This is a genomic window from Clostridium sp. JS66 (assembly GCF_033561535.1).
Classification (GTDB): domain Bacteria; phylum Bacillota; class Clostridia; order Clostridiales; family Clostridiaceae; genus Clostridium_AM; species Clostridium_AM carboxidivorans.
Genome location: NZ_CP131467.1, coordinates 2,871,827 through 2,886,521, shown reverse-complemented (window position 1 = coordinate 2,886,521; position 14,695 = coordinate 2,871,827). Strand labels below are relative to the sequence as shown.

Annotated in this window: 15 protein-coding genes; 9 read left to right on the top strand and 6 right to left on the bottom strand. The window is 29.0% G+C overall.

The genetic code is table 11. The features are described from left to right. Position 1: 1 nt before the first annotated feature. The 4 genes from Q6H37_RS13520 to Q6H37_RS13505 all read right to left on the bottom strand — a co-directional run bounded on the left by Q6H37_RS13520 (position 2) and on the right by Q6H37_RS13505 (position 3,699). Entirely contained in the window at positions 2-352 is a 351-nt protein-coding gene (locus Q6H37_RS13520) for a hydrogenase maturation nickel metallochaperone HypA (RefSeq protein WP_318742428.1), read from the bottom strand. A 616-nt stretch (positions 353-968) separates the two neighbouring features. Continuing rightward, the gene (locus Q6H37_RS13515; RefSeq protein ID WP_318742427.1) at positions 969-2,369 is read right to left on the bottom strand and encodes a nickel-dependent hydrogenase large subunit; all 1,401 of its coding nucleotides are present in this window, start codon (positions 2,367-2,369) and stop codon (positions 969-971) included. A 15-nt stretch (positions 2,370-2,384) separates the two neighbouring features. Further along, positions 2,385-3,209, bottom strand: coding sequence for a hydrogenase small subunit (locus Q6H37_RS13510; protein WP_318743022.1), 825 nt, complete (start codon positions 3,207-3,209; stop codon positions 2,385-2,387). A gap of 67 nt (positions 3,210-3,276) precedes the next feature. Beyond that, positions 3,277-3,699, bottom strand: a complete 423-nt coding sequence (locus Q6H37_RS13505) for a cytochrome b5 domain-containing protein (protein WP_318742426.1) — start codon at positions 3,697-3,699, stop codon at positions 3,277-3,279. Positions 3,700-3,949: 250 nt separating this feature from the next. Here Q6H37_RS13505 and Q6H37_RS13500 point away from each other — a divergent pair, with 250 nt between their 5' ends. From Q6H37_RS13500 to Q6H37_RS13475, 6 genes are all read left to right on the top strand, one after another. After that, positions 3,950-4,174 carry a HypC/HybG/HupF family hydrogenase formation chaperone gene (locus Q6H37_RS13500; protein ID WP_318742425.1) on the top strand — a complete coding sequence of 75 codons (225 nt, stop codon included), beginning with the start codon at positions 3,950-3,952 and terminating at the stop codon, positions 4,172-4,174. Further along, positions 4,161-5,252 (top strand): hydrogenase formation protein HypD, encoded by a 1,092-nt coding sequence (gene hypD, locus Q6H37_RS13495; protein WP_318742424.1) that lies wholly within the window; start codon positions 4,161-4,163, stop codon positions 5,250-5,252. The genes Q6H37_RS13500 and hypD overlap by 14 nt, the downstream gene beginning before the upstream one ends. A gap of 1 nt (position 5,253) precedes the next feature. Beyond that, the gene (gene hypE / locus Q6H37_RS13490) at positions 5,254-6,267 is read left to right on the top strand and encodes a hydrogenase expression/formation protein HypE (protein WP_318742423.1); all 1,014 of its coding nucleotides are present in this window, start codon (positions 5,254-5,256) and stop codon (positions 6,265-6,267) included. A gap of 154 nt (positions 6,268-6,421) precedes the next feature. Continuing rightward, on the top strand, positions 6,422-6,976 hold the full coding sequence (locus Q6H37_RS13485; protein WP_318742904.1) for a DUF6431 domain-containing protein: 555 nt from the start codon (positions 6,422-6,424) through the stop codon (positions 6,974-6,976). Between the two features lie 206 nt (positions 6,977-7,182). Beyond that, entirely contained in the window at positions 7,183-8,442 is a 1,260-nt protein-coding gene (locus tag Q6H37_RS13480; RefSeq protein ID WP_318734736.1) for a DDE-type integrase/transposase/recombinase, read from the top strand. Between the two features lie 15 nt (positions 8,443-8,457). Continuing rightward, positions 8,458-9,264: an ExeA family protein gene (locus tag Q6H37_RS13475; protein ID WP_318733562.1), complete on the top strand. Its 807-nt coding sequence runs from the start codon at positions 8,458-8,460 to the stop codon at positions 9,262-9,264. Positions 9,265-9,629: 365 nt separating this feature from the next. On the opposite strand, the gene Q6H37_RS13470 is transcribed toward Q6H37_RS13475, so the two are convergent. Together Q6H37_RS13470 and Q6H37_RS13465 are read right to left on the bottom strand one after the other, a co-directional pair. After that, positions 9,630-10,577 carry a glycoside hydrolase family 73 protein gene (locus Q6H37_RS13470; RefSeq protein WP_318742422.1) on the bottom strand — a complete coding sequence of 316 codons (948 nt, stop codon included), beginning with the start codon at positions 10,575-10,577 and terminating at the stop codon, positions 9,630-9,632. Positions 10,578-10,672: 95 nt separating this feature from the next. Continuing rightward, on the bottom strand, positions 10,673-11,500 hold the full coding sequence (locus Q6H37_RS13465) for an alpha/beta hydrolase (protein WP_318742421.1): 828 nt from the start codon (positions 11,498-11,500) through the stop codon (positions 10,673-10,675). A gap of 144 nt (positions 11,501-11,644) precedes the next feature. Here Q6H37_RS13465 and Q6H37_RS13460 point away from each other — a divergent pair, with 144 nt between their 5' ends. From Q6H37_RS13460 to Q6H37_RS13450, 3 genes are all read left to right on the top strand, one after another. After that, complete coding sequence (locus Q6H37_RS13460) at positions 11,645-12,784, top strand: hypothetical protein (protein WP_318742420.1); 1,140 nt, start codon at positions 11,645-11,647, stop codon at positions 12,782-12,784. 58 nt (positions 12,785-12,842) lie between these two features. Further along, positions 12,843-13,106: a DUF1294 domain-containing protein gene (locus Q6H37_RS13455; protein WP_318742419.1), complete on the top strand. Its 264-nt coding sequence runs from the start codon at positions 12,843-12,845 to the stop codon at positions 13,104-13,106. Between the two features lie 197 nt (positions 13,107-13,303). Beyond that, positions 13,304-14,068 carry an alpha/beta hydrolase gene (locus Q6H37_RS13450; RefSeq protein ID WP_318742418.1) on the top strand — a complete coding sequence of 255 codons (765 nt, stop codon included), beginning with the start codon at positions 13,304-13,306 and terminating at the stop codon, positions 14,066-14,068. Positions 14,069-14,695: the final 627 nt, after the last annotated feature.

Sequence of the window (14,695 nt, the reverse complement as noted above, 5' to 3'; positions counted from 1 at the left end):
TTCACTCTCCTTCTATGGAATATAAATATAATTCATATCCACTTACAATCTTTGCAGGAAACTCTGCACAAATGGGACAAAATTTATTAAAATGATCTATATCATAATTTATATCACAGTTTTTGCAATAAGCTTTTGCTTTTATTTTATCTATACAAAGCTCTGCATCCCTTAGCATAGAGTAATTTTTAAGCTCATTAAACGCAAAATTTAAAGCCTCATCCATTACTCCTGACAACTCCCCAATTTTTAATGTAACTTTTCTTATAGTCTTAAAGTTACATTCCCCAGCCTTTTTAAGTACAATATCTATAGTGCTTTCCATTATGGATATCTCATGCAATTTTACCATCTCCCCAAAAAATACACATCATATTTTGAGCACATTGCGACGCAACTTTTAACAATATCCTACGGCATATCCTACAAAAATAATATATTTGTTAATTATTAAATATGTTTAAAATATCTACATGTTTTGATATTATATTTTTCAACAATCTAATAGATCAATCTCTTTCGAGGTATTTCTATAAAATAGAAAACAACTGATTTTTAAACTCAATATATTAGTACATCAACAGGCTCCGCCTTAATTTTAAGTGTTATAAGTTATGACTAAATATAATTTTGAATTACTAAAATTATCTATGACAATGTAATTATATGTGTACACTTGAAGTTATTAGTTTGGATTTTAACTTTTAGGTAGTGATATATGCTAATTGTGTCATCACATTAGCTAAATTGTTTTAGTATTATTCTTAGCTCGAAGATTTGGAAAGACTTAGAACTTTAGTCCTGTTTGAGGGAACCGAGTTTGACAAAGTTCTTAGGTTTTCCAAATCTTCGAGCTTTAGAATAATTAAAACATTTAGCCGTGATGACACAATTAGCATATATCACGGACTAAAAGTTAAAATCCAAACTTCCACTGCACACTTGCGCCGCATAATTTTTAAATTGCCTTATACAATTTCAATATTATAGTCTTTACAGCAATCTGTAGTTACATGAGTTGCACAAGATATACAAGGATCAAAAGAACGAATTATTCTTCCTATTTCCACAGGACTTTTTACATTTTCAATTTCAGTACCTATTAGTGATTCTTCAATAGCTCCATGCTGTAACATACTATCTTTAGGTGAAAGATTCCATACTGTTGGCGTGATTATATCATAATTTTTTATAACTCCATTTTCTATTTTTATCCAATGTCCAAGTGCTCCTCTTACTGCATCATAAAGTCCTTTTCCTTCTGCACTTTCAGGAATTATATATTGATTTTGAACTGCATTTGTTGGGGTTATAAAATCCAAAAGCTTAAGCATTTTTTCTGATAATAACTTTCCTTCCAGTACCCTAGCAATTAATCTGTCCATAGTTGATACGCTGTATTTATAGTTATCAGATAAAATCATACGAGCTAAGGGACCTACCTGTGCAACCTTACCTTTATATCTAGGTGCTTTTACAAAGGTATAAGCTCCAGGTTTCTTAATATCTAATTCTGAAGGTTTTTCAGAAGGCACTGTGTTGGATTTTGTATTCTTATACCAGGAATATTCTACACCTTCTTTTATAGCATCTACATCCAAGCTACTTTTTTTATCATCAATATATACAGAAGGATAAACATAAACTAATTCCTTTTCAGGCAAATCATTAAATAAACCAAATGTCAAAAGATTCTTTGTTCCTGCTCCCATTTTAAAATATTCCGGATAATATGCTGATATAATATTTATATCCTCAATCATATCTGTACATATAAATTCATAAATTTGCTGCAGCAAATATTTAAGTCTTATTATTTTAGAAGCATCCAAATTTGCAGTAGTTCCTCCTACAAATACACCATGACTATGAGGAGCTTTCCCTCCAATAATAGCTACCATTTCATGAGCAAAGCGACTATATTCTAATGCTTTTAAATAGTCCTCGCTAATTTTTCGTGTTAACTTATCTGGAAGTCTAAAATCATAATCTATACTTCCTGGAACCTCCTTTATTTTAACATAATCAGGAAATACAAAAAGGCAAATCTGCCTTATGATATTTTGAATAAAGTCAGCTCCATGAGCAAAATCTCTTACCCTTACTCCATTTTCATCTGGTTTTACCTTTAAAGCATCTTCAAGAGCTAAACTTGCCACCACTCCATGTGCAGTTGAACATATGCCGCATATTCTTTCAGTAAAATATACAGCATCTAAAGGAGGCCTTCCCTCTAACATACTTTCAAAACCTCTAAACAATACTCCACTGCTTTTAACATTTACTATTTTATTCTTTTCAATTTCAACTTCTATACTTAAAGGTCCACTAATTCTAGTTATTGGTTCTATAGTTATCCTTGTAGCCATAACAGCTTCCCTCCCTTAATACCTTACAAAAGGCTCTGTACCATCTGGAAAATATTCATTAGCACAACCTATACAAGGAGTATTATTTTCTACAGGCCAATTCATTCTTGAATTCCACTTTCCTAAAGGACAATAAGCTTTTGTTATAGGGCCTCTACATCCAAGCTTAAACATGCATTCGTGCTCCCCAAGTTTTTTTGCAAATATATTATTATCAAAATATGAACGTCTTTGACAATCAGTATGATTGGTTTCTCTATAAAACATTAAAGGTCTTCCTTTGGCATCCACATCCACGTCACCATATAAAATTAAACTAGCAATAGTACCTATAACCCATAAAGGATTTGCTGGGCATCCAGGAACATTTATAACCTTACTATTTAAAAATCCACTTAAACTCATACAACCAGTAGGATTTGGTCTTGCAGCAGATATTCCTCCAAAGGAAGCACAAGTCCCTATAGCTATTATTTTTTTTGTCTTTCCTGCTGCTAAGCTAACTCCTTCTGCTGCAGATATTTGTTTTCCATTATAATATGCCATCAATGTATAAAATCCACTATCTTTTTCTGTAATAGCTCCCTCTACTCCAAGTATAAAATCTGTATCCAATGTTTCTAGAAAATTTTCATAAGCTCTTTCTCCATCGGGCTGCATTAAACTATTGCTGTATTTTAAATTTACCATTTCATTGAGAAAATACTTAAAATCTGGTTTATCTGCATTGAGAAAAGAAATTATATTTCCCTCACATCCAGTACATTCAAGCCAAATAAAATTAGGTTTCTTAATTAATCCTCTATTGATTTTATCTATAGCTTCATATACAAGTTTCATTAAAGGCAAAATTTATACCCCCTATGCATTTCTCTGATAAAATTAAATTTATTATAAATTAAAACATTCACTTAATTCTGCCTACAACTGGAAGGTTTTTTAATATTTCGACTTTATTACCATGGCAACTCTTAAACTCCTTTGAAAGGTCCCTACCTGCATACAGTCCAAAATGAGTTCCTCCTCCCCAAACACTGATAAGACTTAAATCATAAACTATACCATTTACTGCCACATAGGCAGGTTTTCCCATAGAACCATCATATTTAGCTAATTCTTCAATAGTAAATTCCTTTGATGATTGAGTCACCATTTCCCTTTCCATATCTTCATCCATATTTATATTATCTAAAATTTCTGTTACCTTGTAGGCTATTGTATTTATCAAACGTATTTTTTCATAAGGGCATATAGAAGCATTAATCATTTTTTTATAACGATTTATTTCTTGAAGCATATTCTTAAGTTCTTGAGAAGTTCGTTTGTTCATAAATTTCCCCCTCTTATAATCTTCAATGTAAATATATTTTAAAACCTTAAATTTATTACTGAAAATTCAATTCATATTACTAGTAATTATTTTTCAAACATAAGGCATCTTCAAAAAAATAAAAAATTATTATGCCTTTTTAAATGGTATAAAGTTTTTTAAATTTAAATAAGTATAAAGTAAACTGTAAAGTTTTAAATTTAATCTGTATATTATACAAGTATTAAATAATATAATTTGGAGGTTATATATGTGTTTAGCTGTACCAGGTAAACTTATAAACCGTAAAGAAAATAGAGGAACAGTAAAAATAGGTGCACTGCAGCGTGAAATATTTATTCACTTAGTACCTGATGTAAAGGTTGGTGAATATGTACTTGTACATGCTGGCTGTGCCATTGAAATTATAAATGAAAAAGAAGCTTTTAGAACATTGCAAATACTCAAGGAGATAGGTGAACATGAAATTTGTTGACGAATTTAGAAATAGTTATTATGCTAAAAAAATTATAAAATCCATTGAAAATATAGCAAATGAAAAAATAAACATCATGGAAGTGTGTGGTACTCATACTATGTCTATATTTAAATATGGACTTAATGATGTACTGCCTTCAAATATAAAATTAATATCTGGACCTGGTTGTCCTGTTTGTGTCACTCCTGAAAATTACATTGATGCTGCAATAAACCTCTCTCACATTGAAAATGTTATTATAGCTACCTTTGGAGATATGATGAAAGTTCCTGGAAAAAACTCTTCATTAATGGAAAGAAAATCAGAAGGTGGCGACATAAGAATTGTTTATTCTCCTATGGATGCTTTAATACTAGCTAAAAAAAATCCTTTTAAAAATATAATTTTCTTATCTGTAGGTTTTGAAACTACAACTCCTATGACAGCTGTAACAGCTATTGAAGCTAAAAATAATAATATAAAAAATTTATTTTTTCTAACTTCTCATAAATTAGTTGTTCCTGTACTTAAAAATTTACTAGAAGATAGGAAAATTAATATAGATGCATTTCTCCTTCCAGGTCATGTAAGTGCCATTATTGGAGAAAAGCCCTATAGTTTTTTATGTGCTAACTATAAAATACCTGGAGTTATAACGGGCTTTGAAGCTACAGATATGCTTATAAGTATAAAAATAATCTTACAATTGATTCATAATAACACCCCTAAAATAATTAATGGCTATAAAAGAGTTGTTAAATATGATGGAAATATAAATGCTTTAAAATACATAGAAAAAGTTTTTAAAGTAGTAGACAGCAATTGGCGTGGATTTGGAGTCATTGCTAAAAGTGGATATGAGTTCAATGAAAACTATGAAATGTTTGATGCCATGAAGCATTTTAAAATTGAATTGCCTAATTGTACTAAAATTAGCAAATGCAAATGTAGTGATATATTAAAGGGAAAAATCACCCCTATTCAATGTGAGCTTTTTGAAAAAATATGTACTCCCGAAAATCCTGTAGGTCCATGTATGGTATCTTCTGAAGGTACTTGTGCAGCTTATTATAAATATCATAATTGGAGGAAATAAGATGAAAAATAAGATTTCACTGATTCATGGAGATGGTGGAAAAGCAACTAACAATTTAATAGATAATTTATTTTTAAAATATTTTAACAATAATGTATTAAATGAATTAAACGATTCTGCCTTGCTCAATATAAACAATAAAAAAATTGCATACACCACTGATTCTTTTGTAATAAGTCCTATATTCTTCAATGGAGGAGATATAGGCAAGCTATCTATATGTGGTACAATAAATGATCTAGCTGTAAGTGGAGCTAAACCTATGTATCTAAGCAGTTCCTTTATAATTGAAGAAGGTTTTTCCATAGAAAATTTAGAAATAATAGTAAAATCCATGGCTGAAACCTGCAAAAAAGCTAATGTACAAATTGTTGCTGGTGATACAAAAGTAGTTCCCAAAGGCAGTGCAGATGGTATTTTTATTAATACTTCAGGAATAGGATTTATTTATGATAATGTAAATATAAAAGCTTCAAATGCTGAAATTGGAGATATAATTATTGTTAATGGGACTTTAGGCGATCATGGTATAGAAATTATGTGTGAGAGAAATAATTTAAAATTCTACGGTAATTTATCAAGTGACTGTGCTCCTTTAAATTTTCTAGTTAGTGAAATGTTAGACATATGTCCTTACATACATGTAATTAGAGATGCTACACGAGGAGGCCTTGCTGCAGTACTAAATGAAATTGCAGAAGCTAGCAATATATCTATTGAACTAGAAGAAAATTTCATTCCTATAAAGGAAGAAGTAAACGATGCTTGTGAAATACTTGGAGTTGATCCTCTGTATCTTGCCAATGAAGGAAAACTTTGTTGTTTTGTACCTGAAAAATATGCTTATGCAGTTTTATGTAAAATGAAGCAGCACCCTTTAGGAATCAATGCATCTATTATAGGGAAAGTATTAGCTGAAGACTCTGCAAAAGTATATATGAATACTTTTATAGGAGGGAAAAAAATTATAGACATGCCATCTGAATATGTGTTATTAAGCAATTTATTTGCTTAATAACAGGTTCAAAAAAAGTAAATTATAATAGCCTTTCTTTTTACGTCAGATTAAATAATCTGACACAAAAAGAATAAGATTATTTAATCTGACTATAATTTAAAAATATAAAAAAATTTTATAGGACTGAAAAAAAGTGATAGAAATAATAAAGATGCCTTACGGCATAAGAAAATATAATAAGCTTAATAAGTATAATAGGTTTCCCATAAAATATGGATGCGAAGCATGCGGATATGAAGGAAAACTATATAGACATGGATTCTACTATAGAAATTTGATTACATTTAACAAAGCTTATAGAGTAGTTATCATTAGATATAGGTGCAAATCATGCCATAAGACGTACTCTCTTATTCCAAGTTTCATAATACCTTATAGACAATACACCTATCATGTTATATTAACTTGCCTTATTATTATGTTTAAATTTAATTACTCATTTAGCAAAATTATTAAGTTTGTTAACTCTATAAATTGTATGTTATCCATAAACAAAACTCATTTATCATTTTGGAAAAGCAGACTAATAACTTCTTTAACGGCTATTCGCCTATTTTTTGCACAACTTAAAATATTTTGCCCTGATACCAAAAATGTTTTTCCATCCAATTTACTTACAATGATTACTGATTTTTCACGTTTAAGATATGATTTTAATTTAAGATTTTTCTTAGATATGCCTAAATATTTTTTCTGTAAACCTTAATTACAGAAGCTTTAGTTTTTTTGCCCTTTATCAAATTAAACACTTCTTATTTTTTTAATGCTTATTTACTTAAAACTTGTCTCAACTTTTAAATTTTATTTTGAAGTTCTTATATTTTTCCACACAACTTTTAACGGTTAAGGCTGATTATTGAGGTACATAATTAAAAATGAAAATAAACTCAAAGTTGAAGGAGGCATTTAATTATGATATCTCATGAATTAAGCCAAAAAATAGCTCTGTTTAGATACTCTCTAATTGCACCTATAATCACTAATACTTTTACTCAATCTTCTGTTAAAGAATATTTATCAGAAATTGCTGCTAAATCTTATACTATGCCTAACGGCGGAAGAAAAGAGTATTCTCCGGCTACAATTAAAGGTTGGTTAACCTTATATAGGAAACATGGTATAGACGGTTTATATCCTAAAACAAGAGATGACAAAGGTTGTTCAAGAAAAATTTCGCAAGAAACAAAGCAGTTCATTATAAACTGCAAAATTAATTCCCCCAAAAAAACTGCTAAACATATATATCATGAAGTTATTGCCAAAGGATTTGAAAATGAAAACAATATATCTCTTTCTACAATAACTAGATTCATAAAACAGGCTAATATAGCACCTCAAAAGCTGGCGCCTCAAGATAGAAGAGCCTTTGAATTTGAATATGCGAATGAATGTTGGCAGTCTGATGTATCTGTTGGACCTTATCTCACTATTCAAGGCAGAAAATATAAAACTTATATTATAGCTTTCCTTGATGATGCTAGTAGGCTTATTGTTGGATGTAAAGTATTTTTTAAAGATGATTTATTGTCTCTTATGGCTGTTTTTAAAGATGCGGTAGCATCTAAAGGTATTCCTAAAAAAGTTTTTGTTGATAACGGAAAGATATATAAAAGTGAACAGTTTCAACTTATATGTGCTTCACTTGGGTCTATTTTAAGCTTTGCTAGGCCATATTCTCCTCAATCGAAAGGTAAAATTGAAAGGTGGTTTCAAACAATGCAAAAACAATGGATGAATTCAATAAACTGGGGTGATTTTAAGTCAATAGACATTTTGAATGAATCTCTATTGACTTATGTTAATCACTATAACAAAACCTTTCATTCATCAATAAATTCTACACCCTTTGATAAATATATGAATAATATTGAAAATTTAAGGTTTGTTTCCTCTAAAAGTGAACTTGATCATTTATTTTTATATAAAGTTCAACGTACTGTTAAAAATGACTCCACAGTATCCATAGGAACTAAATTATTTGAAGTTCCATTAAAGTATGTAAGAGAAAAAATAAATATTCGTTATGATCCTACTTCACTTGATAAAGCATACATCTTCTCTGAAGATGCTAAGCTTACAGATACTATTTTCCCACTAAAAAAAATTGATAACTCAAAGGTTAGAAGATCTAATAATGATTCTGTTGATTTTTCTGCCTTTAAAGCTAACTAACCGGAGGTTGATATTATGTATAAAACTTTTTATGGGTTAACCTTTGACCCATTTGATAAAAATATTGATTTAACACACAGCTTTAAATTCCAAGACTTTAATCACGCATTAAGCAGATTAGAATTTTTAAAATCTGTTTTGGGCATTGGTGTACTTACTGGTGAACCCGGAGTAGGTAAGTCTTTCCTACTCCGTTATTTTGTAAATTCACTCAACCCCAATTTATATAAATGTATATATATTCCTATTTCGACCTTAACGGTCATGGATTTTTACAGAGCTCTTTGTGATGGTCTTGGAATAATTCCTGCCTGTAAAAAAGTTACTATGTTTAAACAAATACAGGAAGCTATATACACTTATAGTCATAGTAAAAATATAACCCCAGTCATTATATTAGATGAATGTCAGTTTTTAAGCAATTCCATCCTTGATGATTTAAGAATTATATTTAACTTTAATATGGATTCAAAGAATTATGCTATGCTAATTCTTTCAGGTCAACCTAACTTTTTACTTCAACTCAGCAGACAAATTCATGAAGCGCTGCGCCAGCGAATTTTAATGAATTATTGCTTACGAGGGCTAACGCCAGAAGAATGTAAACCCTACATAATTTCAATGCTTAAAGCCGCAGGCTGCATAGAACCTATTTTTACTGATGATGCATTTGAACTTATGTATTCAACCACAAATGGCTCTATAAGACCTTTAAATTCTCTAACGAGAATGTGTCTTATTTCTGGTGCTAATCAAAAACTTTCCTCTATTAATGCTGAAATAGTTTATAAAGCTCAAAGCGAAATTGACCTTACAATTTAATTTTAAACACTGCTTACTTGGCAGTGTTTTTTTATACCTATATTAATTGTCTAATTTTCATATTTTATACATTGTGGATATTGTGAAGAAAGGTTGATTTAATTTGACTTTTTACATATTTTTTTCTATCGTAAGATTATTTAATCTGCATTTTTACCATATTATTACTTAATTTAGGTTGAAATAATTTGACTTTGAATAGCTTAAATAATTTGACGCGTAACAAATATGCTCTTCCAAGAATATGTTAAAATTTATATAGGCACTTGAAATTCAAGTGCCTATTTTGCTGCCACCTTGTGTATCCCTGCTGTGGCACTAAATACTTTTGTATTTCTAATTATAGACAACTTTGCACTATTTAATCACTTAGATAATGCTTGACTCTTTTCTAATTGAATCTTATTGTCTATAAGTTGAAGATTGTTCTCCTTTATTATTTTTATCACTAAATCTGCATAAATTTCGTTACCTTTTTTATCTTGTACAGTACTATATCCAGCTTTTTCTATAGCTTCTGCTTGATCTTTATAATTTAAAGCTGACAAAACACCTTTGTCCTTATATCTTTTATTTTTATAAAGAAAATCGCCATAATCCTTTAGTGACTCACTTTTACTAGCATAAACTCTAAAGGAATCCTTTATAATTTTATTATAATACTCAGAAGTTTTCATAATTATGCTTTTTCCCTTCCAACTGCTGTCAGCTTTTATACCAAATAAATTATTAGATTTGGAAGTAAGTTCTGACTTTCCCCAACCTGACTCTAATATTGCTTGTGATATAGTTACAGAAGGTAAAATACCATATTTATTATATATGTCAATTGCTTCTGGAGTTAACTCATCTATAAATTTTTTATAAGAAGGATCATCCTTTAATTTGCTATTTAACGCTACAGAATCTAAATCTTTTAAATATCTATATACCTTTTCCTTTTCACCCTTTTTTAAAGATAACTTGTCCAAAACTTCATCTAAACTTAAAAGTTTATATTTACTATTTCCAACATTATGCACTGATGTATTCTTTACTAAAAACATACTTGCCAGTTTCGTTATATTTTCTCCACTCACCTTTGAAAAATCATTTTTATACCTAACACCATCAATAGCAGCAAGTTGTTTCCAATTTACTTGAAGTTTATCTTTACTTACATTATCTGTAGTATCAATATAAAGAGTCATATCAATATTTTTTATGTTTATATGATCATGTTTATATATATAATATTTTGCTATACCAAAAATCCCACAAAATAAAACTATCACAACAATTATTTTAATTAAATTATTTATTTTTTTTCCCATTAAGCTTCTCCTGTCTTTAAATTTAAACCCATATTAGTATACTACATAATGAGAATACTTTGTACCAGTTAAATTAAATTATTTACAAAAATTCTTTAAATTCTCTCTTCAATCCACTTATGTATATCCTCTATAACACCATCTTTTTCCTCTTTTTCACTTAGTATCTCATGATAACATTTTGGATATATCTTAATAGATTTATCATCAGAGTGTATATTACTGAACATCCATTTAGAAGCTTCATTTTTAACTATTCTATCCATTTCTCCATGAAGTATAAGGCATGGATACTCATAGTTTTTAACATTCTCACTAATCCATTTAGAGCCTTTTATAAATGCTTCTCCTAAAAGTTTTATGTTAGTTTCTTTAAGTACAAGAGGATCATTATCATAATCTTTAACTACATTCTCATCCCTACAAATAAATTTAGATAAAGCATTAGGTGATTTTTCTCTTGGATGTTTTTCAAAATAGTTATCCTTTTTTAAGTCTTTAAAAGCATAAGGTTCTGTAATTGCAGCCCCTGATAATATTTGGCCCTTTAATTTATTTTTATATTTCATTCCATAACCTACTGTAATAAAGCCTCCCATACTGTGCCCAAACATAAATACAGGCAATCCTTCATTTTCTTCTAAAGCCATATCTACTAATTCATTTGCATCCTTAAAAAAATCTTGGAAATTTTCTACATAGCCTCTTTCTCCTCCAGATTTTCCATGACCTCTATTATCAAATCTATAAACTGTATAACCAAAATCATTTAATTTTTTTGTAAAATAATTATATCTTTCTAAATGCTCACAAAGGCCATGCACTATTATAACCACTGCCTTTGCAGAATCTACTATATCCTTACTATAAAATAGTTTGATACCATCAAATGTATTAAATTCACCTTGCAAATTATTTAGCATACATCCCACCTCCGTAATAAGTTATTCTACAAAAGTTTTCACTTTCCTTTAAAATATTATATAATAGTGCTAATATAAAGTTTTTTTTTAAAACTACGATAAAATTATAATACGATATAATATTTTTTACAGGTTGTGAAAACTATGGATAAATTTACAGATGAATTAAAAGCAAAAAAAGTTATAAATAGAGATGATATTCAAAATTTTAAAAATTATATTGATAAAAAGTATGCTAAAAATCAAACTAAAGAAAGAGCTAGTATGCTTTCAAACACTATTCATCATATACTATACACAAAATTGGAAGGAATACCAGATGAATATAAGTCTTCTATAAAAGTAAATATACTAAAAAATACCTTTGCCAAAAATAAGACCTCAATTACTATGTATGATGTTTTCAATTGCTGTTTGATGGAAAATAAATTGAAAACTAATTGTACAAGCCTATTAACAAACTGGGTTAACTTAAATATAGACAACCCAATTAAAGATGAAGATTTGAAGTCATATTTAGGTGTTAAAGAAGAAGTTAAAGATAAACAAAAAGTTAAAAATACTGATGATAATGAACTGATGGTTAATATACCTGACAACACCATTAATGTTGAAAATAATACTCCTCTTTACAAATTTTCAAATACTCCTTTAAAATATTTGAAAAAATTGAAATTTAATAGCAGAGTTATTATTACTTTTGGCGGTATAATATTTCTTATTATGTTTTATCCTATAAGTAAAGTTGCTTATAGTATGAGTTCTAAAAGTAATTTTAAATTTTACTCTTTCAAGGAAAAAAGTATTTCTCAAGGTTTGCTGCAAAATACTAATAGTAAATTTTCAAATGCTCATCTTCCTGATTACATGAAATATAAAGATATAGATGAAGTAAAATTAAAAAGGTTTTTAACTCTACATAAATCTTTACTTGTAAAGGAGCCTTATTTTTCTACTATTATGTCCGTTGCAAAAGAATTTAATTTAAATCCCTTAGTACTCTTTGCAATAACTGGACAAGAACAAAGCTTTGTACCTGAAGATACAAAGTTTGCTTCTAAAATTGCCAATAACCCTTTTAACGTTTTTCACAGCTGGCAGGAGTATAATACAGATATAAAAGATGCTTCAAAAATAGCTGCAAGAACTGTTATCAATTTATCTAAAGATATGCCTAAAGATTCAGATCCATTTTTATGGGTTGGTAAAAGCTATGCTGAAGATAAAAATTGGGGTAAAGGTGTAGAAGCTATATTTAAAGATTTAAGTGAAAAATGCAAGTAATTACGAACAGGAGGATTCCAAAAGGAATTATACTTTAAAAAGTATATAAACATGAACCATGAAAATTTTTTTATGTTATATATTACTTATAAATTTATATGGAATATTTTTGATGCATTCTGATAAAAGTAAATCTCAAAAAGGCAAATGGAGAATACCTGAAAAAACTCTCTTTATCACAGCACTGCTTCTTGGAAGTCCTGGCATACTTACAGGCATGTATTTATTTAGACATAAAACCAAGCATAAAAGATTTACAATTGGAATACCTATAATACTTATTATTCAAATACTTATATTTGCTAAGTACTTTAGTTTTTAGTTAAGGTGCTTAGTATTTTCATTTTTAAATATTAATCAATAAATGAAAGGTGGGTTGATTATGGGAGTAGGTACAAAAATGTGTAATTAGCAAAGCTATTGCACATAATAACTTAATATAAAAAATGTATGAGGTAGCTCTAATATTTACACAATGATACAATCTAAATGTAAATATTAAGAGAGGTGATGATTGACATGTCATATTTTAAGTACAACAACAAAAATATTTATTATGAAGAAGTAGGAATAGGTACTCCCCTGTTTTTGCTGCATGGAAATACTGCTTCTTCAAAAATGTTTGAAGCTGTCCTTAATTTGTATAAAGATAAATATAAGTTGGTTTTAATAGATTTTTTAGGATATGGACGTTCCCAACGCTTAAACAAATTTCCTGTAAACTTGTGGTTTGATGAAGCAATGCAGGTAATACAACTTATAGAGCATTTAGGCTATAAAAAAGTAAATATTATAGGTACAAGCGGTGGTGCATGGACTGCACTAAATGTATGTCTTGAAAGACCTGACCTAGTTATGAAAGTAATTGCTGATAGCTTTAATGGAGAAACTTTAGAACCAAATTTTTGTAATCAACTTAGAGAACAACGTGAATTATCAAAACAAATTGATAAAGCAAGATATTTTTATTCTTTATGTAACGGTAACGATTGGGAACAAGTTATTGATAATGATACAAATGCTTTTTGTGAGTTTGCCAAGGAAAATACTAAATTATTTGGAAAACCGCTAACAAGTCTAAAACCCGAAATATTACTCACTGGAAGTAAAAAAGATGAAATGTTAGAAAAGGATTTTGAAAAAAAATATTCAGATATAATCTCTAAAGTTAAAAACGGGAAAATGCATTTGTTTGATGCCGGCTTTCATCCTGCTATAATTTCAAACGCTGTTTCTTTTGCTAATGTAGCAAATTCTTTTTTTAGCTTAGATGTTACCAAGTAAAATATAGACTTTATAAAAATATTGCGACATAAAGGTGCAGTGGAAGTTTGAATTTTAACTTTCATTCCGTGATATATGATAAGGGTGTCATCACGGCTAAATGTTTTAATTATTCTAAAGCTTGAAGATTTGGAAAACCTAAGAACTTTGTCAAACTCGGTTCCCTCAAACAGGACTAAAGTTCTAAGGCTTTCCCAATCTTCACGCTAAGAATAATACTAAAACAATTTAGCTAATGTGATGACACCCTTATCATATATCACTGCATAAAAGTTAAAATTCAAACTAGCAACTTCAAGTGGATGTACATAATTACATTGCTATAAGTAATTTTAGTAAGCCACAATCATATTTATGACTATAATTTATAACGCTTAAAATCAAGGCGTAGCCTGATGTTGGACTAGTATATTTAGTTTAATTCTATTCTGTGGAAATGTCTTAAAAGAGACTTATCATTCAGATTGTTGAAAAATATAACGCAAAAACATACAAGTATTTTAAATACAGTTAATAATCAATCAACTTATTATTTTTGCAGGCTGCGCCATAGAATATTATTAAAACAGATGAAATATACATAAACTAGATTATAAGTATTATGAAAGCTACGCTTTTTTCTGAAGA